This is a genomic window from Pseudomonas sp. DP-17 (assembly GCF_022380625.1).
Lineage (GTDB): Bacteria > Pseudomonadota > Gammaproteobacteria > Pseudomonadales > Pseudomonadaceae > Pseudomonas > Pseudomonas nitroreducens_A.
In genome coordinates this window covers 63,991-84,775 of sequence record NZ_JAKSXG010000010.1, presented here as the reverse complement: position 1 = coordinate 84,775, position 20,785 = coordinate 63,991, and the positions used below count along the sequence as shown (strand labels likewise).

16 protein-coding genes are annotated in these 20,785 nt (G+C 65.7%); 8 read left to right on the top strand and 8 right to left on the bottom strand.

Annotated elements, in window-relative coordinates:
• Positions 1-83 precede the first annotated feature (83 nt).
• Positions 84-518, top strand: coding sequence for a response regulator (locus MJ122_RS17035; protein ID WP_088421276.1), 435 nt, complete (start codon positions 84-86; stop codon positions 516-518).
• Positions 519-568: 50 nt separating this feature from the next.
• Here MJ122_RS17035 and MJ122_RS17030 read toward each other — a convergent pair whose 3' ends face one another.
• Together MJ122_RS17030 and MJ122_RS17025 are read right to left on the bottom strand one after the other, a co-directional pair.
• The gene (locus tag MJ122_RS17030) at positions 569-1,468 is read right to left on the bottom strand and encodes a neutral zinc metallopeptidase (protein WP_239744904.1); all 900 of its coding nucleotides are present in this window, start codon (positions 1,466-1,468) and stop codon (positions 569-571) included.
• A 67-nt stretch (positions 1,469-1,535) separates the two neighbouring features.
• Positions 1,536-2,396, bottom strand: coding sequence for a PhzF family phenazine biosynthesis protein (locus MJ122_RS17025; RefSeq protein WP_239744903.1), 861 nt, complete (start codon positions 2,394-2,396; stop codon positions 1,536-1,538).
• 171 nt (positions 2,397-2,567) lie between these two features.
• On the opposite strand from MJ122_RS17025, the gene alaC reads away from it, so the two are divergent.
• A complete protein-coding gene (gene alaC / locus MJ122_RS17020; RefSeq protein ID WP_239744902.1) occupies positions 2,568-3,785 on the top strand; it encodes an alanine transaminase in 1,218 nt (405 codons plus the stop codon).
• 178 nt (positions 3,786-3,963) lie between these two features.
• On the opposite strand, the gene MJ122_RS17015 is transcribed toward alaC, so the two are convergent.
• Positions 3,964-4,398 (bottom strand): DUF411 domain-containing protein, encoded by a 435-nt coding sequence (locus MJ122_RS17015; protein ID WP_088421696.1) that lies wholly within the window; start codon positions 4,396-4,398, stop codon positions 3,964-3,966.
• A 202-nt stretch (positions 4,399-4,600) separates the two neighbouring features.
• On the opposite strand from MJ122_RS17015, the gene MJ122_RS17010 reads away from it, so the two are divergent.
• Both MJ122_RS17010 and MJ122_RS17005 read left to right on the top strand, forming a co-directional pair.
• Positions 4,601-5,059, top strand: a complete 459-nt coding sequence (locus MJ122_RS17010) for a DUF4345 family protein (protein ID WP_239744901.1) — start codon at positions 4,601-4,603, stop codon at positions 5,057-5,059.
• A 117-nt stretch (positions 5,060-5,176) separates the two neighbouring features.
• Positions 5,177-5,479 (top strand): DUF1883 domain-containing protein, encoded by a 303-nt coding sequence (locus tag MJ122_RS17005; protein WP_017521653.1) that lies wholly within the window; start codon positions 5,177-5,179, stop codon positions 5,477-5,479.
• Between the two features lie 3 nt (positions 5,480-5,482).
• Here MJ122_RS17005 and MJ122_RS17000 read toward each other — a convergent pair whose 3' ends face one another.
• The 3 genes from MJ122_RS17000 to MJ122_RS16990 form a co-directional block, all read right to left on the bottom strand.
• Positions 5,483-5,980 (bottom strand): DUF4136 domain-containing protein, encoded by a 498-nt coding sequence (locus MJ122_RS17000; protein ID WP_239744900.1) that lies wholly within the window; start codon positions 5,978-5,980, stop codon positions 5,483-5,485.
• Between the two features lie 97 nt (positions 5,981-6,077).
• A complete protein-coding gene (gene trmA / locus MJ122_RS16995; protein WP_239744899.1) occupies positions 6,078-7,163 on the bottom strand; it encodes a tRNA (uridine(54)-C5)-methyltransferase TrmA in 1,086 nt (361 codons plus the stop codon).
• A 123-nt stretch (positions 7,164-7,286) separates the two neighbouring features.
• The gene (locus tag MJ122_RS16990; RefSeq protein ID WP_045217177.1) at positions 7,287-8,582 is read right to left on the bottom strand and encodes an NCS2 family permease; all 1,296 of its coding nucleotides are present in this window, start codon (positions 8,580-8,582) and stop codon (positions 7,287-7,289) included.
• Positions 8,583-8,860: 278 nt separating this feature from the next.
• On the opposite strand from MJ122_RS16990, the gene MJ122_RS16985 reads away from it, so the two are divergent.
• The 3 genes from MJ122_RS16985 to MJ122_RS16975 all read left to right on the top strand — a co-directional run bounded on the left by MJ122_RS16985 (position 8,861) and on the right by MJ122_RS16975 (position 12,919).
• Positions 8,861-9,352: a hypothetical protein gene (locus MJ122_RS16985; protein WP_239744898.1), complete on the top strand. Its 492-nt coding sequence runs from the start codon at positions 8,861-8,863 to the stop codon at positions 9,350-9,352.
• Positions 9,353-9,470: 118 nt separating this feature from the next.
• Positions 9,471-11,174 carry a molecular chaperone HscC gene (locus MJ122_RS16980; RefSeq protein ID WP_239745303.1) on the top strand — a complete coding sequence of 568 codons (1,704 nt, stop codon included), beginning with the start codon at positions 9,471-9,473 and terminating at the stop codon, positions 11,172-11,174.
• 11 nt (positions 11,175-11,185) lie between these two features.
• Positions 11,186-12,919: a J domain-containing protein gene (locus MJ122_RS16975; protein ID WP_239744897.1), complete on the top strand. Its 1,734-nt coding sequence runs from the start codon at positions 11,186-11,188 to the stop codon at positions 12,917-12,919.
• Between the two features lie 59 nt (positions 12,920-12,978).
• Here the strand turns inward: MJ122_RS16975 and glyA are convergent, their stop codons facing one another.
• Positions 12,979-14,232, bottom strand: coding sequence for a serine hydroxymethyltransferase (gene glyA / locus MJ122_RS16970; RefSeq protein ID WP_017521648.1), 1,254 nt, complete (start codon positions 14,230-14,232; stop codon positions 12,979-12,981).
• 273 nt (positions 14,233-14,505) lie between these two features.
• A complete protein-coding gene (locus MJ122_RS16965; protein ID WP_239745300.1) occupies positions 14,506-18,669 on the bottom strand; it encodes a GGDEF and EAL domain-containing protein in 4,164 nt (1,387 codons plus the stop codon).
• Between the two features lie 420 nt (positions 18,670-19,089).
• On the opposite strand from MJ122_RS16965, the gene ettA reads away from it, so the two are divergent.
• Positions 19,090-20,754: an energy-dependent translational throttle protein EttA gene (ettA, locus tag MJ122_RS16960; protein ID WP_017521646.1), complete on the top strand. Its 1,665-nt coding sequence runs from the start codon at positions 19,090-19,092 to the stop codon at positions 20,752-20,754.
• Positions 20,755-20,785 lie beyond the last annotated feature (31 nt).

The window sequence follows — 20,785 nt, the reverse complement described above, 5'->3', positions numbered from 1 at the left end:
CGCCGTTTCTCCGGACTGCCAGGATAAATGGCCATTTGATGGCTACGATTATGGCTAATGGCCTCCATTGCGATGTGGCATCCATGATCAGTCCAGTCGTCCTCGATGACGAGGAGCTCGCAGCGCTGCGCGAAGTCACCGCGCCGGCCCCGCGCAAACCGGTGGTGCTGGTGGTCGACGATGACCGCGAGGTGCTGACCGAGATGCGCGAACTGATCGAAGGGGCGAACTTCCGCTGCCTGACGGCCGGCAGCGCCGCCGGAGCGCTGCGGCGCATCCGCCGCGACGAGTCCGCGATCGACCTGCTGGTGACCGACCTGCGCATGGAGCACGAGGGCGCGGGGCTGGAACTGATCCGCGAGCTGAACGAGGTGGGCACCTTCCTGCCGATCATCGTGCTCTCGGGCCAAGCCAATGCCCGCGACGTGATCGAGGCGATGCGGCTGAACGTGCTGGACTTCATGGTCAAGCCGGTGGACCCGGGGTATTTCCTCGACCTGCTCAGGCGTTGCTTGTAGGCCTTCGCGTCAAGCGCTTCGCGAGCTTGCACGCAAACCCGGCTGAAACGCTACAGCGTCTGCGCCTTGAAGGTGTCGCACTTGCCCGGCGCGCCGCTTTCGAAGCCGAGCTTGAACCAGCGCACGCGTTGCTCGGACGAGCCGTGGGTGAAGGAGTCCGGCATTACCGTACCGCGCGCCTGGCGCTGCAGGTGGTCGTCGCCGATGGCATTGGCGGCGTTCAGCGCTTCTTCCACGTCGCCCGGTTCCAGCCAGTTCAGGCGTTGCTGGGCGTGGTTGGCCCAGACGCCGGCGAAGCAGTCGGCCTGCAATTCCTGGCGCACCGAAAGGCCGTTGGCGCCTTCCATGCGCGCGCCGCGCTGGCGGGCGGCGTTGATCTTGGCGGAAATACCCAGCAGGTTCTGCACGTGGTGGCCAACCTCGTGGGCGATCACATAGGCCTGGGCGAAGTCGCCGGCGGCGGAGAACTTCCGCTCCATCTCGCGGAAGAAACCGAGGTCGAGGTACACGCGGTGGTCGCCCGGGCAGTAGAACGGGCCTACCGCCGAGGAGGCGAAGCCGCATGCGGAGTTCACGCCACCGTTGAACAGGATCAGCTTGGGCTGCTCGTACTGGGCGTTGCTGCGGGCAAAGATTTCGCCCCAGGTGTCCTCGGTGTCGCCCAGAATCGACTGGACGAACTCCACCTGCGGATCGTTGCCGGTGGCCGGCTTGCCTTGGGTCGGGCGGGCAGGCGCCTGCTGGGAGACGTCCATCTGGCCAAGCAGCGAGCCGAGGATGGTCATCGGATCCTGTCCGGACAGCAGGCCGATCACCACCACGATGGCCACGCCGCCCAGGCTCAGGCCGCGGCCGCCGATACGCATGCCTCCGCCGCCGCTCATGCCGCCGCCGTTGTCATCGCGGGCATCCACTACGTTGTCGCTGCGTCGTCCTTTGCGCCATTGCATGGCGGCATCTCCATCGAACAGGTGGGTTCAGTGTTGTCTCGGGTGGGGTTCACCGCCAGCCCGGTCGTCAGGCGAAACGGTGCAGCAGTTCGGCGCGGGCGAGCAGTTGCACGTCGCCGCCAACGCGGACTTCGTCGTCCTGACCGACCTGCACGTCGAGCCGGCTGGGGCGACCGACGAAACGGCCCTGGGCCAGCTGGAACAGCTCGCCACGGCGCGCCTTGCCCAGTTCCACCAGGTAGGCGGCGACAGGGCCGGCGGCGCTGCCGGTGGCAATGTCCTCGATGATCCCGGCGCCGTCCCAGGTGCGGCCCTCGCGATTATCCACATCCAGCACGAAAACGAAGGCGGCATTGAGCTTTGCCAGCTCGGCCGTCAGATCCGTGCGCTGGCGCACGCGGCCCAGGGCCTCGCTGCGCACCGGCAGCAGCAGGTAGGGCAGGCCGGTGCTGACCACGGCAGCGGGGTAGTCGGCGAGATCGCTGGCGGTCAGCGAGAAGGCCTCGGCGAACCAGCGGCGCGCGTCGTCATCGAGCACGGTACCGAAGTCGGCGGCGCCCTGGTTCATCTCGGCGTGGAAGCCGCTGCCGCGGCGGCGCGTCGCCACTTTCACTTCCTTGGCCGGCAACAACAGCGTCCAGTGCTCCTCTTCGCCGCGCTGGTGCAGGTAGTGCAAAAGCGCTGCCGCGCCCAGCACCGGGTGGCCGGCGAAGGGCAGTTCCTCGTCGACGGTGAAGATGCGTGCCGAGTAGGTGTCCAGGGAGGCGGACGGAAACAGGAAGATCGACTCGAACTGCCGCAGCTCCTGGGTCAGTGCCAGCAGGGTCTGTTCGGGCATGCCACGGGCATCGGGAAACACCGCCAGGCCATTGCCGGTGAGCGGTTGGTCGGCGAAAACGTCGAGCTGCCAGTACTGTTGCGTGGACATGGGCCTCCAGATGCCGACCTTGAGCGGCTAAAGAAAAACTCGACAGCCAGCCTAGCGAGCTATATGTTCGCCGACAAGAAAGCGCAGGTCACAGCGCCGCGCTTTCCAGGCCACCGCAGTGGCCGGCGTCGCTCGGACGGTTCCGGGCGCCTACGTTCATCAGAGGACACCATGACTGAACCCCGTTCAGCTCGTCGCTTTGCGCGCATCGATCGCCTGCCCCCCTACGTTTTCAACATCACCGCCGAACTGAAGATGGCGGCCCGCCGCCGTGGCGAGGACATCATCGACCTGTCCATGGGCAACCCGGACGGGGCCACGCCGCCGCACATCGTCGAGAAGCTCTGCCAGGTCGCCCAGCGCGAAGACACCCACGGTTATTCCACCTCCCGTGGCATTCCGCGCCTGCGCCGCGCCATCTCGCACTGGTATCGCGACCGCTACGAGGTGGAGATCGACCCGGAATCCGAAGCCATCGTCACCATCGGCTCCAAGGAAGGCCTGGCGCACCTGATGCTGGCGACCCTGGACCACGGCGACACCATCCTGGTGCCCAACCCCAGCTACCCGATCCACATCTACGGCGCGGTGATCGCCGGCGCCCAGGTGCGCTCGGTGCCGCTGGTGCCGGGAATCGACTTCTTCAACGAGCTGGAGCGGGCGATCCGCGAATCGATCCCCAAGCCGAAGATGATGATCCTCGGCTTCCCCTCCAACCCCACCGCGCAATGCGTGGAGCTGGATTTCTTCGAGCGTGTGGTCGATCTGGCCAAGCGCTACGACGTGCTGGTGGTGCACGACCTGGCCTACGCCGACATCACCTTCGACGGCTGGAAAGCCCCCTCGATCATGCAGGTGCCCGGCGCCAAGGACATTGCGGTGGAGTTCTTCACCCTGTCCAAGAGCTACAACATGGCCGGCTGGCGCATCGGCTTCATGGTCGGCAACCCGGAGCTGGTCTCGGCCCTGGCGCGGATCAAGAGCTACCACGACTACGGCACTTTCACCCCGCTGCAGGTGGCTGCCATCGCCGCACTGGAGGGCGACCAGCAGTGCGTGCGTGAAATCGCCGAGCAGTACCAGAAACGCCGCGATGTGCTGGTGAAGGGCCTGCATGAGGCTGGCTGGATGGTGGAGAACCCCAAGGCCTCCATGTACATCTGGGCGAAGATTCCCGAACCCTATGCGCACATGGGATCACTGGAGTTCGCCAAGAAGCTGCTCAAGGATGCCAAGGTTTCGGTGTCGCCGGGCGTCGGCTTCGGTGACTACGGTGACGACCATGTGCGCTTCGCCCTGATCGAAAACCGCGACCGCCTGCGCCAGGCCGTGCGCGGAATCAAGGCGATGTTCCGCGCCGATGGCCTGTTGCCGGCCAAGGCCGAGTGACCGGCCGTGGATAATGAAAAGGGCGGCCAACCGGCCGCCCTTTTCGTTTTGGAGTCCCTCACCCCATCGGGCTTGCGGAGCCATGTCACGCAGGGACCTGGAGAGTGCCCCGCGCGCCGGAAGCCCCATCCCGCCTCCGCTCGCGCTCAGGGGTGAGGGAGTGCCTCGTTGCAGGGGCTCAGCGAGCGGGATAATCCGCCAACACTTCGCGCTGGCCGGCCTTGTTCAGGCCAACCACCTGATAGGCATCATGCTGGTCGCCCATTTCCATGCCCGGCGAGCCCATCGGCATGCCCGGCACGGCGGCGCCGACCAGATCGGCACGCTCGCGCAGCTTGAGAACGTCGGCGGCCGGCACGTGACCCTCGACGAACTTGCCGTCGATCACGCCGGTGTGGCACGAGCCCATGCTGTAAGGCACGCCGAGTTTGGTCTTCACTGCACTCATGTCCGCCTCGACATGGTCGTTGACGGTGAAGCCGTTGCTTTCCAGGTGCTTGATCCAGTCCTTGCAGCAACTGCAGTTGGCATCGCGGTGCACGTCGATGGTCAGCGGCTCGGCGGCCTGGGCGGCGCCGGCGACAAGGGCGGTGAGCAGAAGCAGGGTGCGCATGGTTGGGAACCTTGGAAGTTGAACGCGACCGAGCATACTCCCGCGGTGGGGGCGGCCCCACCCGCCGTTTGTTTCCCGATATGACGCGGGCGTCGAACTTGCCAGGCGGCGTGGGGTCTCTAGCTGATCGGTGGTGCGTCCGCGACTGTCGGTCGCAGGGTTGGACGCTCGGCAATGGCTGCATGGCCAAGGAGAAAATCGGATGCTCTTCGCCCGTCTCGTCCTGCTGGTCCAGGCTCTGGTCTGGGGTGGCCTGGGACTGCTCTACTGGATCCGCCCCTACGAAATGGCCAACCTCAGCGGCATGTTGCTGATGGAACCGTCCTCGGTGAGCGATGCCCGCGTGTTCTACGGCGGCCACCAGTTCGCCCTCGCGTTGTTCCTCGTTTTCGCCCTGCGGCGACGCCTGCTGGTGCGGCCGGCGCTGATCCTGATGATCCTGGTCCAGTTGACCCTGACGCTGTCGCGCCTGTTGATCGCCTGGACCGAAGGTGGCATGGAATGGGACGCCCAGTTGGCCGGCGTGGTCTATCGCGGCGTGATCTCGGCACTGGCGATCTTCGCCCTCTATTGGCTGGAGCGGCAGTCGCGCCATCGCCACGTGGTGGTGAGCGAGGAAGAGGAGCCGGAAGAGCGCAAGGCGGACTTCGAGGGGCTATGAACGGCGAACGATGCGAGCTTCGGATAAGCGGCCCGGCCTGCTGGCGGCCCCGCTGCCGGGCAGCCCCTGCTCCGTGCTATCGTATTGATTTCGCGGTAGAAGCAAGGCGGAGCCAGCATGAAGTTCGTACACCAACGTGAGCACCTGAACGAAGGCGACCTGGTTGTCATCGAGTGCTCCATGACCTGCAACATCCGCCTGATGACCGATGCCGCCTTCCGCAGCTTCAAGAATGGCGGGCGCCACGTCTACCACGGCGGCGCGTTCGACCGGTTCCCGGCGAAGATCAAGGTGCCCAGCACCGGCAACTGGAACATCACCATCGATACCGTCACCCGCCGCGCCATCAGCGTCACGCGCAAGGCCGACTTCAAGTACAGCATCAAGTTCGTGCGCAAGTCGCCGTCGAACTACAGCTGATCCTCATTGCCCCGCATGCGCGGGGAAATCCGCCAGCAGGCGGGCGATGCCCTCGTCCACGGCCTGCTGGGTGATCTTCGGATCGTGCAGCTGGCGCGCCACCTGCGCCTGATAGAGCACCTGCCCGGTTGCCTCGTCGAGAATCTGCAGCGCCAGGCGCGCCTGTTCCTGGTCGGTGATCTGGGTCTGGGTCATCACGCCCGCGCCGGTCACCACCGGGCGCTGGACGATGCCGGTCTGGCTGTCCAGCCCGACGGCATAGATCACCCGCAACTCCCCTGAGCTCTCCTGATAGCGGTAGCCCTTGGCTTCCAGCGCGCGGCGCACGGCGAGATCGAAGCGATCTTCGAGGTCCTCGCGGTGGCCCTGGGCGCGCACGGCCTGGATGAAGAAGGTACTTTGCCGGCCGTTGGCGGCGGGGGAGACGCTGATGTTGGCGGGGTCAGTGCCGGCGCAGGCGGCCAGCAGCAGGCAGAGCAGGGGAAGTATCAGGCGGGACATGGACGTGCCTCTTGTCATTGTCCCGCAAGCGTAGCCGCCTTGCGGTGGCTCGCCGCCCAACCCTTGGTTGGGCGGCGCGCGGTCGGGCGACCGGGGCTCAGCGGCGGGTCAACAGCACGCCGGCTTCCATGTGGTGCGTGTAGGGGAACTGGTCGAACAGGGCGCAGCGGCTGACCTGGTGGCTGTCGTGCAGCTGGGCGATGTTCTGCGCCAGGGTCTCCGGGTTGCAGGAGATGTACAGGATATTGTCGAAGCGCCGGGTCAGCTCGCAGGTGTCCGGGTCCATGCCGGCACGCGGCGGGTCGACGAACACGCTGCCGAACTCGTAGGATTTCAGGTCGACATCGGCCAGGCGGCGGAACGGCCGCACCTCATTCAGCGCCTGGGTCAGCTCTTCGGCGGAGAGACGCACCAGGGTGACATTGTCCACGGCGTTGTCGGCCAGGTTCGCCAGGGCGGCGTTCACCGAGGTCTTGCTGATCTCGGTGGCCAGCACCTTGCGCACGCGGGTCGCCAGGGGCAGGGTGAAGTTGCCGTTGCCGCAGTACAGCTCCAGCAGATCGTCCTCACGCTCGCCCAGGGCTTCGTGCGCCCAGTTGAGCATCTTCTGGCACACCTCGCCGTTGGGCTGGGTGAAGGCGCCCTCCGGCTGGCGGTAGCGGAAGGTGCGGCCGGCGACGGTCAGCTCTTCACTCACATAGTCACGGCCCACCACCAGGCGCTTGCCGCGCGAACGGCCGACAATGCTCACGCCCAGCTCGGCAGCCAGCTGCTCCGCGGCGGCCTGCCAGGCTGCGTCCACCGGGCGGTGGTAGCACAGGGTGATCAGCGCATCGCCAGCCAGGGTGGTGAGGAACTCTACCTGGAACAGCTTGTGGCCCAGCGTTGGCTCAGCCCACGCAGCCTTCAGGCGCGGCATCAGTTCGTTGATGCGCTGGCTGGCGATGGGGAATTCCTCGATCAGGATCGGCGTGTGCTTGTCGCCCTGCTCGAACATCGCGTAGTGGCGGGCCTCGCCCTCGCGCCACAGGCGGAACTCGGCGCGCAGGCGGTAATGCTCACGGGGCGAATCGAACACCGCAGGCTCGGGCGCGGCGAAGGGCGCCAGCAGCTCGCGCAGACGGGCGACCTTGTCGGCCAGTTGGCTGTCGTAGTGGGACGGATCGAAACGCGGACTGCTCATGGGGCGGGTAACTCGTGTGGTCGGCGGCATCCTGATGGGTATCGCTGCGCTCCACACCATCCTACACCTGTGCTACTCGTAGGATGGGTGGAGCGCAGCGATACCCATGCCGCGAAAAGAAAATCAGGCGTTGAACCAGCCCAGCTTGATCACGAACAGGATCGAGAGGATGACCAGCGCCGGGTTCAGCTCGCGGAAGCGGCCGGACAGCAGCTTGCAGGCGGTCCAGGTGATGAAGCCGAAGGCGATGCCGTTGGCGATGGAGAAGGTCAGCGGCATGGCCAGGGCGGTTACTACGACCGGTGCGGCGACGGTCAGGTCGTCCCAGTCGATTTCGGCCAGGCCGGAGGCCATCAGCACGGCGACGAAGAACAGGGCCGGCGCAGTGGCGAAGGCCGGCACGTTGCCTGCCAGCGGGGCGAAGAACAGCGCCAGCAGGAACAGCACGGCGACCACGATGGCGGTCAGGCCGGTACGGCCGCCAGCGGAAACGCCCGCCGCCGACTCGATGTAGCTGGTGGTGGTGGAGGTGCCCAGCAGCGAGCCGACCATGGCGGCGGAGCTGTCGGCGATCAGCGCACGGCCCATCTTCGGCATGTGCCCGTCCTTGCCCATCAGGCCGGCGCGCTTGGCCACGCCGATCAGGGTGCCAGAGTTGTCGAACAGGTCGACGAAGAGGAAGGCGAAGATCACGCTGAACAGGCCGATGTCCAGCGCGCCCTTGATATCCAGCTGCAGGAAGGTCGGCGCCAGCGACGGCGGCATCGACACCACGCCACCGAACTGGGAGACGCCGATGGCGATTGAGATGAAGGTGACCACCAGGATGCCGATCATCACAGCGCCGGTCACGCGGCGGGCTTCCAGGGCGACGATCAGGATGAAGCCGAGGATCGCCAGCAGCGGTGCAGGCTTGGCCAGGTCGCCCATGCCCACCAGGGTGGCCTGGTTGGCGACCACGATGCCCGATTCCTTCAGCGCGATCAGCGCGAGGAACAGGCCGATGCCGGCGGCGATCGCCGAGCGCAGGGCCAGCGGGATGCTGTTGATGATCCATTCGCGGATGCGGAAGATCGAGATGACGAAGAACATGCACGCGGAGAGGAACACCGCACCGAGCGCCACCTGCCAGGTGTGGCCCATGTGCAGGACCACGGTGTAGGTGAAGAAGGCGTTCAGGCCCATGCCGGGAGCCAGGGCGATCGGGTAGTTGGCGATCAGGCCCATCACCGCCGAGCCGATGGCTGCGGCCAGGCAGGTGGCGACGAAGATCGCGCCCTTGTCCATGCCCGTCTCGCCGAGGATGCTCGGGTTGACGAAAAGGATGTAGGCCATGGTCAGGAAGGTAGTGATACCCGCCAAGATCTCGGTGCGCACATTGGTGTTGTGCGCCTTGAGTTGGAACAGCTTTTCCAGCATGTTTGGCTCCCCGTGACGCTCTTGCGCCGTTATCGTTCTGGCCGGGAAAAGCAAGGTGCATGCCCAGGTGGGCCCTGCGCCTTTTCTTGTGACCGGCAAAAGGCGCGCATGATACCAGCTTGCCCTGAGCCGGAGAATTTCTGACCGGACCGCCAGCATCCGTTCGTCTGCAAGCTTAGTCGCGGGCGCCGACCAAGGGCGTGCAACTTGTACCCTGACAGTGGTCTCACCTTTTATAACCCTGGCCTGACCGGGCCCTTCAGCCCGCTTCCTTGTCGATGAAACGCTCTATTCCGATCCTCTTCGCCTCATTGTTGGGCGCCTGCGCCGGTGCGCCGCCGTCGGCACCGCAGCACACCTTCGATGTCCATGCCGTGGCGGAAAAGCCCACGGCCAGCACTCGCACCCTGGCCGATCCGCAAGGCAAGGCCGTGCTGGTGGCGACCCATCCCGCGCTGACCCAGCGCGACGTGCAGCGGGCCGAACTGGCCAGTGTTGCTGGCGGCAAGCCTGCGGTACGTGTGTTGTTCACGCCCGACGCCAGCCAGCGTCTGGCGAAACTCACTGAGGAAGAGCAGGGCAAGGCCCTGGCTGTCGTCATCGACGGCCAATTGCGCCTGTTGCCGAAAGTGACGCGGGTGGTGACCAATGGTCAGGTGATGCTCAAGGGCTTCACCAGCCAGGCGGAGGCGGAGACACTGGTGCGCCGGCTCAATGATCTGCGCGATGTGCCGGTGCAACCGGAGCAGGGAGCGGAAGGGCAACCCTGATGCGACTTCGACGGGCTTTACCCGGTACAGGCTAATCGCTGTAATAGCGGCTTTACATTCCGATGGATCGGGCAGTGAGGCGACCGGGTTCGCCATGCCCCGCAAGGAGAGCGCCAGAGTGATTGTCGGCATCGACCTCGGTACCACCAACAGCCTAGTCGCCGTTTGGCGTGATGATTCTCCACAGTTGGTACCCAATGCGCTGGGAAGCGTGATTACGCCCAGCGTCGTAGGGCTGGACGATCAGGGACAAGTACTGGTCGGCCAGGCCGCCCGCGAGCGGCTGCAGACCCATCCCCAGCTGACTGCGGCGCTGTTCAAGCGGCACATGGGCAGTGCCCAGGAAATCAGCCTCGGCGCTCGCCGCTTGCGTCCCGAAGAGTTGTCTGCGCTGGTATTGCGCAGCCTCAAGGAGGATGTCGAACGGGTCTTTGGCGAACCTGTGACGGAGGCTGTGATCAGCGTCCCGGCCTATTTCAGCGATGCCCAGCGCAAGGCGACGCGGATCGCCGGGGAACTGGCCGGACTGAAGGTCGAGAAGCTGGTCAACGAACCGACCGCCGCCGCGCTGGCCTATGGTGTGCACCAGAAGGACCGGGAAACCTCGTTTCTGGTCTTCGACCTGGGGGGCGGTACCTTCGACGTCTCTATCCTCGAACTCTTCGAAGGGGTGATGGAGGTCCGCGCCAGCGCTGGCGACAACTTCCTCGGCGGCGAGGACTTCGATGCCGCGCTGGTCCAGCATTTCCTGTCCAGCCAGCGCCAGGACAAGGCTTTTCCTGATGTCGACAGCCCCGGTCTGCGCAATCGCCTGCGCAGGGAGGCCGAGCGCGTGCGCCAGGCTCTGGGGCAGGAAGCAACGGCTACCTTCAGTCTGGCCCATGGGGGACGGCAGTGGGAGCAGGTGATCAGTCAGGAGGAACTGCAGAAGATCTGCGCGCCACTGCTGGAGCGGCTGCGCGGCCCCATCGAGCGAGCCCTGCGCGATGCGCGTATCCGCGTCGCCGATCTCGATGAGATTCTGCTGGTCGGCGGCACCACGCGCATGCCGCTGATCCGCAAGCTGGCAGCGGGCTTGTTCGGGCGCTTCCCGGCCATGCAGATCAACCCGGATGAGGTCGTCGCGCTGGGCGCCGCGGTCCAGGCGGCGCTCAAGCAGCGGGCGGCGGCGCTGGAAGAGGTGGTGCTGACCGATGTCTGCCCGTACTCGCTGGGCATCGAGACCACGGCGCAGTTCGGACGAATGTACGAGGCCGGCCATTACCTGCCGATCATCGAGCGCAATTGCGTCGTGCCGATCAGCCGGGTGAAGACCATCCAGACGCTGCACGACAACCAGACCCACGTGCTGCTGAAGATATTCCAGGGTGAAAGCCGCATGGTGAAGGACAACATCGCCCTGGGCGAGTTGAGCATAGCCGTTCCACCGCGCCCGGCGGGCGAGGTGGAGCTGGATGTGCGCTTCACCTACGACAACAACGGCATCCTCGAGGCGGAAGTGAAGATCCCCGCCACCGACGAGGTGCACAGCCTGGTGATCGAGAAGAGCCCTGGCGTGCTGTCGCCGGAGGAAGTGCGTCGTCGTCTCGCCGAGCTGGCGCAGTTGAAGGTTCACCCTCGCGAGCAGTTGGTCAACACTGTGCTGCTGGCGCGCCTGGAACGCTTGTATCAGGAGCACCTGGGCGAGGTGCGGGAGATGCTCGCGCAGATGGCCGGCAACTTCCAGCAGGTGCTCGGAACCCAGGACACAGGCCGCATCGCTGACCTGCGCGCGGCCATCGAGCAGCGTCTCGAGGAACTCGAACGATCCCCCTGGCAATAAAGGAAGCGGCCATGAGTTGTTGGGAAGTCCTCGGCCTGGATGCCGAGGCGGATGAGCGAACCATCAAGCGGCACTACGCGCGGTTGCTCAAGGGGACTCGCCCGGATGAGGACCCCGAGGCCTTCCAGGCTCTGCGTGAGGCCTACGAGCAGGCACAGCGTTGGGCGCAATGGCGCGCGGAAAATCGGGATGAGGTCGCTCCGGTAGCAGATCTGCCGGAGGATGCGCCTTCCTCGGTGGCCACCCCGGTGGTGGTCGAATTGCCGGTGCCGGTGCCAGAGCTGCCTCAGGATTTTCGCGGCGAGCGACCGCAACACCTGGCGGAGCTGCTGTCCGGGTTGCGTCCCTCGCTGCTCACCGAACGTCGCTTGCAAGCCGAAGCAGCCGGCCTGGCCGTGGCGTTCGAGCGCGGTGTGCTGCAACTGTGCCTGGAGGAGGACTACGAGTCCGTCCTTCGCGAGGCGGCTTGTCGCGAGTACCACTGGCTGGAAGTGGTCGAGGCGCCTGCACTCACGGCGCTGGAATTGCAGCCGCTGTATGCGCGGATCCTGCAGAGCCATCTTCTGAGCTTGCGTCAATTGCACAACCATGGCGAGCCGGCCGCGCTGGTGGATGGCCTGCGGACCCTGGCCGGGCAACCCTGGCTGCAGAGCTACGACGGCCGGGCGTTGCTGGAGAGTGCGGTGGTGTCGATGCTGCTGGAGATGCCGTCATGGAGCTGCGACACCCTCGACCAGGTGGCCTCCGTGTTTGCCTGGCAGGAAGGCCAGCGGGAAGCCAATTGCCCTGACTATCAATGGCGCGAACTGCTGGAACGCTGGGATGCCGAGCGCTTCTACGCGCGGGTGCTGGACAACGCCCGGCGCTGGGAGCTGACGGCAGAGTGTCGGGCTGCGCGGCTGGTGCTTTCGCCTTTCGATGCTCCCCAGCGGCGCCAGTTCATGGCGGACTTCGACGAGGAGGATCGGCAGCACAGCACTTCTATCGCCAGGGCGTTCATCTATCGCTATCCACAGTTGCTGGAACGCCTGCCCGGTGCGGCGCTGGACGAGATCTTCTGGCGCGACCTGGGGCGGAGCGGGCCTTGGGTAGGGCGAACGGCCGTCTTGTGGGGCGCTTTCATGGTGTTCTATGGCGTGACGGTCGCTCCGGGAGAGCTGGCCAAGCCAAAGCCGGATTATGGGGTTCTGCTCATCGGTCTTCCCGTGGTGTCAGTTATTCTTGCCGGGGTATTGAACCGGGTGATCGGGTGGTTCCAGGCTATGACCGGTTATGCGCTGGCCAAGCTGGATTACCGCTTGAGCGGCTTTTTGCCGGCAAGTTGGCACCAACATGGCGCGGGTATTCGCCCTCTTTGGCATGGCGCCATCAGCTATGTGATGGCTCTGGCTGTCGGTGGTGCGTCGGGGCTGAGGGTCCCCGACTTGTGGCCGCAAGCGCTCGTCATCGCACCCGGGGTAATGCTGGGCCTGCATCTGTTCAAACACTTCAGTGTCATGGACAGGGGTATCGGATTTGTGGCCAGTCTATGGTCACGCTACCGGCGCTACCTGCATATTGTGGTTCTGCTCTTCATCGCTCTGACTGTTGTGACGGCGATGGTGGTCAAGAGCGCGAGTGAAACCAAACCCAGGTACCAGACCGAGGCCGAGATCGCCCGGTACTGCCAGGAGGCGAAAAATCACGGGGATATCCGCTGCGTCCTGCGTGATGCCGCAAACTCGCCGCCGGCCAGCGGAAAGTAAGGCCATGAAAAAGCCCGGCATCTGCCGGGCTTTTTCATGGTGCGGTTCGCGGTTTCGGCTTAGGCGCCGTAGACCGGGAACTTGGCGCAGATGGCCTTGACCTTCTCGCGCACGCCGTCCACCACGGACTCGTCGCCCATGTTGGTCAGGATGTCGCAGATCCAGCCGGCCAGCTCGCGGCACTCGGCTTCCTTGAAGCCGCGGGTGGTGACGGCGGGGGTGCCGATACGCAGGCCGGAGGTGACGAACGGGGAGCGCGGGTCGTTCGGTACGCTGTTCTTGTTCACGGTGATGAAGGCGCGACCCAGGGCGGCGTCGGCGTCCTTACCGGTGATGTCCTGCTTGATCAGGGACAGCAGGAACAGGTGGTTCTGGGTACCGCCGGAAACCACGTCGAAGCCGCGCTCGATGAACACGCTGGCCATGGTCTGGGCGTTCTTCAGGACCTGCTGCTGGTAGGCCTTGAACTCGGGCTGCAGGGCTTCTTTGAAGCACACGGCCTTGGCGGCGATCACGTGCTCCAGCGGGCCACCCTGGGCACCCGGGAAGACAGCGGAGTTCAGCTTCTTCTCGATCTCTTCGTTCTTGCGAGCGAGGATCAGGCCGCCGCGCGGGCCGCGCAGGGTCTTGTGGGTGGTGGTGGTGACCACGTCGGCGAACGGCACCGGGTTCGGGTAGACGCCAGCGGCGACCAGACCGGCCACGTGGGCCATGTCGACGAACAGGTAGGCACCGACCTTGTCGGCGATGGCGCGGAAGCGGGCGAAGTCCAGGACCTGGGAATAGGCGGAGAAGCCGGCGACGATCATCTTCGGCTTGTGCTCGAGGGCCAGGCGCTCGACTTCGTCGTAGTCGATCAGGCCGGCGTCGGTGATGCCGTACTGCACGGCGTTGTACAGCTTGCCGGAGGAAGAAACGCTGGCGCCGTGGGTCAGGTGACCGCCGTGGGCCAGGCTCATGCCCAGGATGGTGTCACCGGCCGACAGCAGGGCCAGGTAGACGGCGGCGTTGGCCTGGGAGCCGGCGTGCGGCTGGACGTTGGCGTAGTCGGCGCCGAACAGTTCCTTGGCGCGGTCGATGGCCAGTTGCTCGACGACGTCGACGTACTCGCAACCACCGTAGTAGCGCTTGCCCGGGTAGCCTTCGGCGTACTTGTTGGTCAGCACCGAACCCTGGGCTTCCATCACCGCCGGGCTGGTGTAGTTCTCGGAGGCGATGAGCTCGATGTGCTCTTCCTGGCGCTGGGCTTCCTGCTCCATCGCGGCGAAGAGTTCGGCATCGTAGCGGGCGAGGGTCAAATCACGGCTGAACATGGCGGTCCTCTTAAGGATCGGGTGCTGGGGGAAAGGCGCGCATTCTAACCCAAGGCGTCGGTGCTGGCACATGAAAGGCGGTCATGTGGCTGACAAGCGGGGTTCAAGGCGCCGGATCGGCGGATTTGCGAGCGGTTTGGCGCTTGCTGGGACGGTGGGGCGCGTGTAGGAGCGGACTCCGTCCGCGATCGATCCCCGGCGGCTCCGAGCTGGCCAGTGGCACATCGCGGACGGAGTCCGCTCCTACGCAGAACCGAACATCGAGCCGATGGTTCAGCCCAGCAGGAACAGCGCGTTGCTGGCGAACAGCGCGGCGAACTGGTCCGCCGGGACCGGGCGGCCGAAGAGGAAGCCCTGCACTTCGTCGCAGCCGTGCTCGCGCAGGAACTCGAGCTGCTCGTGGCTCTCCACGCCCTCGGCGATCACCATCAGGTTCAGGCTGTGGGCCATGGCGATGATGGCGCGGGCGATCTGCGCGTCCTGCTCGCCGTGGGGCAGGCCGTCGACGAAGCTGCGGTCGATCTTCAGCACGTCGATAGGGAACTGCTTGAGGTAGTTGAGCGAGGAATAGCCGGTGCCGAAATCGTCCACCGCAATCGCCAGCCCCAGGCGCTTCAAGCCCTGAAGTATCTGCATCGCCTGGGAAACGTCGCTCATCAGGATGCTTTCGGTCAGTTCCAGCTCCAGGCACGCCGGGGCGATGCCGGTGTCCTCGAGGATGCCGGCGATGCGCTCGCCCAGCTGGCCGTCGGCGAACTGCCGGGCCGAGAGGTTTACGGAAATCTTCGGCACCCGCACCTTGTCGCGGTGCCAGGCGCGAAGCTGCAGGCAGGCCTGCTCCAGCAGCCAGTCGCCGACCTGGGCGACCAGACCGAGCTCTTCCAGCACCGGGATGAACTCAGCCGGCGGGATCAGCCCGCGCTTGGGGTGCTGCCAGCGCAGCAGCGCCTCGGCGCCGGTCAGGCGGCGGCCATCACCGGTGAACTGCGGCTGGTAGTGCAGGACGAACTCGTGCAGCTCGATGGCGCGGCGCAGGTCGCTTTCCAGCTCCAGACGTTCCAGGGCGCGGGCGTTCATCTCGGCCTGGTAGAACTGGAAGTTGTTCTTGCCCATTTCCTTGGCGTGGTACATCGCCGTGTCGGCGTTCTTCATCAGTTGGCTGAGCTCGGCGCCGTCCTGTGGCGAGAGCGCCACGCCGATGCTGGCGGTGACGAAGAATTCGCGGCCCTCCAGGGTGAAGGGGCGAGCGAGGCTGGAAAGGATCTGCTCGGCCACCTGGATCGCCTGCCGCAGCGCCTTCTCGCGGTCCTTCTGACCGGAGAGCAGCAGGGTGAACTCGTCGCCGCCCATGCGCGCCACGGTGTCGTCGTCGCTGACGCAAAGGCTCAGGCGCTCGGCCACTTCCTTGAGCATGCGGTCGCCGGCGGCGTGGCCCAGGGAGTCGTTGATCGGTTTGAAGCGGTCGAGGTCGAGGAACATCAGCACCACCCACTGCTGGTGCCGTTCGGCTTGCAACAGCGCGGTGTGCAGGCGGTCCTGGAACAGCGTGCGGTTGGGCAGGTGGGTCAGGGCGTCGTAATAGGCCAGGCGGTGGATGCGCCGTTCGCTGGCCTTGCGCTCGCTGATGTCGCTGAAGAAGCAGACGAAGCTGACCAGGTCGCCTTCCTCGTCATGCACCGCGGTGATGCCGACCCAGCTCGGATACAACTCGCCATTCTTGCGCTTCTGCAGGATCTCGCCTTCCCAACTGCCACTCTTGAGCAGGCTTTCCATCACGTGCTTGAGCTGGTTGGCTTCCTGGCGGTCGGCGGTGAGCAGGCGCGGCAGCTGGTCCAGCACTTCTTCGGCGGAGTAGCCGGTCAGGCGGCTGAAGGAGTCGTTGATCTGCACGATGTAGCCGGCCGGATCGGTAACCATGATCGCCGCCGTGGAATGTTCGAATACCGTCGCCGCCATGCGCATCTCGCGCTCGGCACGGCGTTGCTGGCTGATGTCGCGGGCAACGCCGAGCAGGCCTTCGAAGCGGCCGTGGTCGTCCCACATCAGGGCGATGCGCAGTTCCACGGGAATCTTGTGGCCGTCGGCGTGCAGGCAGTCGAGGCTGAACAGCTGCGGTTCGCTGTTCTCGCGCAGTTCGGCGAGGCGCTTGGGCTCGCCGATGGCGGCCTGTACGCGGTGCAGCAGTTCTTCCAGGCGCTCCAGTTGCACCGGGTTGGCGGCTATCGGCTGGAAGCCGTTGGCCAGCACCCACTCGGGGCTGTAGCCGAATACCTGCTGGATCGATGGGCTGATGTAGTTGAGCTTGACCTGGGCGTCGGTGGAGAGGATCACGTCGCTGATGCTCTCGGCGAGCATGCGGTAGCGGCGGCCGCTCTCGCGCAGGGAGTTGTGCGCCTCGACCGTGTCGGTGATGTCCTTGGCCACGCCGATCAGCCGCGCCACACGGCCGGAAGCGTTGCGGGTGAAGGCCTGTTCGCGGATGTCGAACCAGTGCCAGTTGCCGTCGCGGTGGCGCCAGCGCAGCTGGCTGTCCAGCAGCAGGCCATCGCCCACGACCTGCTGCAGGTTGCGCACGCGCCAGTAGCACTCGACATCGTCGGGGTGCAGCACCTTTTCCCAGAAGCGCTCGCCCATTTCGCGCAGCTCGTCGCTGCTGTAGCCGAGCTGGTGGCCGAGGTTGTGGTTGCTGAAGATCACCCGACGCGCGGCGATGTCGTGGATGTACAGGGTGTCGGGTACCGCACGCACCGCGTCGGACCAGAACTTTTCGCGCTCGATCAGCGACAGCTCGACCTGCTTGCGGCTGGTGATGTCCGACAGGCTCAGGGTGACGGCGTGGAAGTCCTGGATCATCTCCGGCACGCGCAGTTGCAGCCACAGGTGGCGCTGCTCACCCTGACGGGTATTGATGCAGGCTTCCAGCTCGACCATGCCGTGGCCGTGCAGCACGGCTTCGAGCACCTTGCTGCGGACGCCCTCCGGGCGCATGCCGGCGCCGCCGATGAGCACCTGCCAGGCCTGCTCGGTGGTGCCCACGCCCATCAGGCGCTTGGCGACGTTGTTGATCTCCGTGATGCGCACCTGGCGTTGCAGCCAGGGCAGGCGCTCGGGCTGCGAGGCGATCCAGCCGCGCAGATCGCTCTGCCGGCGCAGGTTGAGGTCCACCAGGCTCTGGCGCAGGGCGGAGAGGTCGAGCACGCAGAGGGCGACGCCGACGCCGTCGAAGATGTCCTGGTAGCGCCGGCGGGTCTCCTCGAGGATATGCAGTGCCTGCTGTTCCTCGGTGACGTCGCGCAGCACCCAGACCTGCCCGCCCTGGGGCAGGTTGCCGCGCAGCACCCAGGTCTGCTCCGGTGACAGGGGGCTGTCGTCCAGCGAGTGGTGGCTGACGGCGAACAGGCGCGGCTGGCCGGCATGGTTCACCCGCACCAGTTCCGCGCCGTTCTCGCTGGCCGCTTCGCTGCCGTTGAGCAACCCGCCCAGCCCTGGCAGCAGCTCCAGCAGGTGATGCTCGCCGGCGTCTTCGGTCGTGAGGCCGAACAACTGCTCCGCCTGTGGATTGAGGTAGGCGAGGCGGCCGTCGGCGCGGGTCACCAGCACCCGCTCGTCGATTGCGCCCAGGGCCTGCGCGGCCTGACGCAGGCCCTGCTGCGACTCTGCGGTCAGCGTCCGCAGGTTCTGCTGTTCGCGTTGCAGGCGCAGCAGGGCGGCGCCGGCAATCCCGGCCAGCACCAGCAGCAGCGCCAGCTCGCCGCCCAGGCGCGGCAGCAGGATGGAGCGGATCTGCCGGTCGTCGAATTGCGGGTGCAGCTTCCAGTCGGTGTTCTGGATATCCAGGCCGTCCAGGCTCTGCGCCTGTTCCAGCGGCGTGGCCGCGGACAGCGGGCCGGGGCGGTAGCCGCTGGAGCGACCGAGGACCTTCTGCTGGACGTCGTCGACCAGGATCCAATCGGGCGACTCGGGGCGGATCTTCGCGGCCCAGCCACGCCGGGCGGCCTTTTCGTCGAGGCGGATAACGTCGTCGCCTTCGCCGGGCTCGGTGGCCTTCAACCAGACATAGAAGTAGCCGCCGTTCTCCTCGCTGAAGGCATAGTGATAGGCCTGCTGCGCGCTGCGCCGGCGCAGGGCCTCGATGAAAGCGGCGTCCTTGATGCCACTGGCGGAGTCGTGCACCGGTGCGCCGCTGGTGTCCAGTCGGACCAGGCTGTGGAAGGATGGATAGATGTGCTTCAGTCCCGCGATCAACGGTGCGTGGAGATCGCTGGGGGTGCGGTCCCGTTCCTGTTGCAGCAGGGCCTGGGCGGCCACCGCCTTGAGTTCCAGGGTCAGGGAGATCCGCTGGGCCATCTGTTCGCCGTGCAGCACCACCCGCTCACGCTCGAAGCGCTCCTGGCTGCGGAACTCCTGGTGCAGCTGCCAGCCCAGCAGGCCGAGCATGAACAGCACCAGCAGCACCAGCGCGGTCCGGGTCGCCACGCGGCCAGGCCTGGCCAGGGCGTCCGGAGGAGTACGGGGGAAAATAGACAAGGACTTAGGGACCTGGGGCGATACGGCTGAATTCGGCGCAGGCTAGGATGCCCGGAAAGGCGGCGAAGTGCCAGTATGGCCGACGAGCGTCGTTTGCCCTTCCTGGTTCATTCCGGTAGCTTTGCCGCACGCGCGCGTGGTGTGGGTTGCATAAAGTACATCCGCGCAGAGTCCCGCGCGAAGGGCCGTCCATCGGTCGTTCGCGCCCGCCGGCAGCCCGCTCGCGAGCGTTCGAGCGCTGCCGCTCCGGCCACTGAGCCGGCGTCCCGGAACCTGCCGTCGTCTGTTCCGGCCATCCCGATCACAATTCATCCCAGAAGTCAGGTATCCATGGCTCAATACGTCTACACCATGCACCGGGTCGGCAAGGTCGTGCCGCCCAAGCGTGAAATCCTCAAGAACATCTCCCTGTCGTTCTTCCCCGGCGCCAAGATCGGCGTGCTCGGCCTGAACGGCGCGGGTAAATCCACCCTGCTGCGCATCATGGCCGGCGTCGACACCGAGATCGAAGGTGAAGCGCGCCCGATGCCGGGCATCAACGTCGGCTACCTGCCGCAGGAGCCCAAGCTCGACCCGCAGGCCACCGTTCGCGAGATCGTCGAGGAGGCCGTCGGCCAGATCAAGGCCGCCCAGGCCCGCCTGGACGAGGTCTACGCCGCCTACGCCGAGCCGGACGCCGACTTCGACGCCCTGGCCGCCGAGCAGGCCAAGCTGGAGGCCATCCTCCAGGCTTCCGACGGCCACAACCTGGAGCGCCAGCTGGAAGTCGCCGCCGACGCCCTGCGCCTGCCGCCGTGGGATGCGAAGATCGAGCACCTCTCCGGTGGTGAAAAGCGCCGTGTCGCCCTCTGCCGCCTGCTGCTGTCCGCCCCGGACATGCTGCTGCTGGACGAACCGACCAACCACCTGGACGCCGACTCGGTTGCCTGGCTGGAGCACTTCCTCCACGACTTCCCGGGCACTGTGGTAGCGATCACCCACGACCGCTACTTCCTCGACAACGTCGCCGGCTGGATTCTCGAGCTGGACCGTGGCCAGGGCATCCCGTTCGAAGGCAACTACTCCGGCTGGCTGGAATCCAAGGCCAACCGCCTGGCCCAGGAAGCCAAGCAGGAAGCCTCCCACGCCAAGGCCATGAAGGCCGAACTGGAGTGGGTACGCCAGGGCGCCAAGGCTCGCCAGTCCAAGTCCAAGGCCCGTCTGCAGCGCTTTGAGGAAATGCAATCGCAGGAATTCCAGAAGCGCAGCGAGACCAACGAGATCTATATCCCGGCCGGTCCGCGCCTGGGCGACAAGGTCATCGAGCTGCACAACGTCAGCAAGGGCTACGGCGATCGCCAACTGATCGACGATCTGTCGCTGAGCATTCCCAAGGGCGCCATCGTCGGCGTGATCGGCGGCAACGGTGCGGGTAAATCCACCCTGTTCCGCATGCTGACCGGCAAGGAGCAACCGGACTCGGGTACCATCGAGATCGGCGAAACCGTGCAGATCGCCAGCGTCGACCAGAGCCGCGAAATCCTCGACGGCAACAAGACCGTGTGGGAGCAGGTATCCGACGGCTTCGAGCAGATCAAGATCGGCAACTACGAAGTCCCGTCGCGCAGCTACGTCGGCCGCTTCAACTTCAAGGGCGGCGACCAGCAGAAGTTCGTCAAGGACCTCTCCGGTGGTGAGCGTGGCCGTCTGCACCTGGCCCTGACCCTGAAGCAGGGCGGCAACGTACTGCTGCTCGACGAACCGTCCAACGACCTCGACGTGGAAACCCTGCGTGCGCTGGAAGAAGCGTTGCTGGACTTCCCCGGCGCCGCCATCGTGATTTCCCACGATCGCTGGTTCCTGGACCGCATCGCCACCCATATCCTCTCCTACGAGGATGACGGCAAGGTGGTCTTCTTCGAAGGCAACTACACCGAGTTCGAAGCCGATCGCAAGAAGCGCCTGGGCGACGCTGCCTCGCAGCCGCACCGCGTGCGCTACAAGAAGCTGGCTTAAGCCGCTTCTGCATGAAAACGGGGCCTTCGGG

What these genes read in the sequence shown, in the direction of transcription:
- MJ122_RS17035 (WP_088421276.1), top strand. Translation starts at nt 84, where the DNA reads ATGATCAGTCCAGTCGTCCTCGATGACGAGGAGCTCGCAGCGCTGCGC.
- MJ122_RS17030 (WP_239744904.1), bottom strand. Translation starts at nt 1,468, where the DNA reads ATGCAATGGCGCAAAGGACGACGCAGCGACAACGTAGTGGATGCCCGC.
- MJ122_RS17025 (WP_239744903.1), bottom strand. Translation starts at nt 2,396, where the DNA reads ATGTCCACGCAACAGTACTGGCAGCTCGACGTTTTCGCCGACCAACCG.
- alaC (WP_239744902.1), top strand. Translation starts at nt 2,568, where the DNA reads ATGACTGAACCCCGTTCAGCTCGTCGCTTTGCGCGCATCGATCGCCTG.
- MJ122_RS17015 (WP_088421696.1), bottom strand. Translation starts at nt 4,398, where the DNA reads ATGCGCACCCTGCTTCTGCTCACCGCCCTTGTCGCCGGCGCCGCCCAG.
- MJ122_RS17010 (WP_239744901.1), top strand. Translation starts at nt 4,601, where the DNA reads ATGCTCTTCGCCCGTCTCGTCCTGCTGGTCCAGGCTCTGGTCTGGGGT.
- MJ122_RS17005 (WP_017521653.1), top strand. Translation starts at nt 5,177, where the DNA reads ATGAAGTTCGTACACCAACGTGAGCACCTGAACGAAGGCGACCTGGTT.
- MJ122_RS17000 (WP_239744900.1), bottom strand. Translation starts at nt 5,980, where the DNA reads ATGTCCCGCCTGATACTTCCCCTGCTCTGCCTGCTGCTGGCCGCCTGC.
- trmA (WP_239744899.1), bottom strand. Translation starts at nt 7,163, where the DNA reads ATGAGCAGTCCGCGTTTCGATCCGTCCCACTACGACAGCCAACTGGCC.
- MJ122_RS16990 (WP_045217177.1), bottom strand. Translation starts at nt 8,582, where the DNA reads ATGCTGGAAAAGCTGTTCCAACTCAAGGCGCACAACACCAATGTGCGC.
- MJ122_RS16985 (WP_239744898.1), top strand. Translation starts at nt 8,861, where the DNA reads ATGAAACGCTCTATTCCGATCCTCTTCGCCTCATTGTTGGGCGCCTGC.
- MJ122_RS16975 (WP_239744897.1), top strand. Translation starts at nt 11,186, where the DNA reads ATGAGTTGTTGGGAAGTCCTCGGCCTGGATGCCGAGGCGGATGAGCGA.
- glyA (WP_017521648.1), bottom strand. Translation starts at nt 14,232, where the DNA reads ATGTTCAGCCGTGATTTGACCCTCGCCCGCTACGATGCCGAACTCTTC.
- MJ122_RS16965 (WP_239745300.1), bottom strand. Translation starts at nt 18,669, where the DNA reads ATGCTCGGCCTGCTGGGCTGGCAGCTGCACCAGGAGTTCCGCAGCCAG.
- ettA (WP_017521646.1), top strand. Translation starts at nt 19,090, where the DNA reads ATGGCTCAATACGTCTACACCATGCACCGGGTCGGCAAGGTCGTGCCG.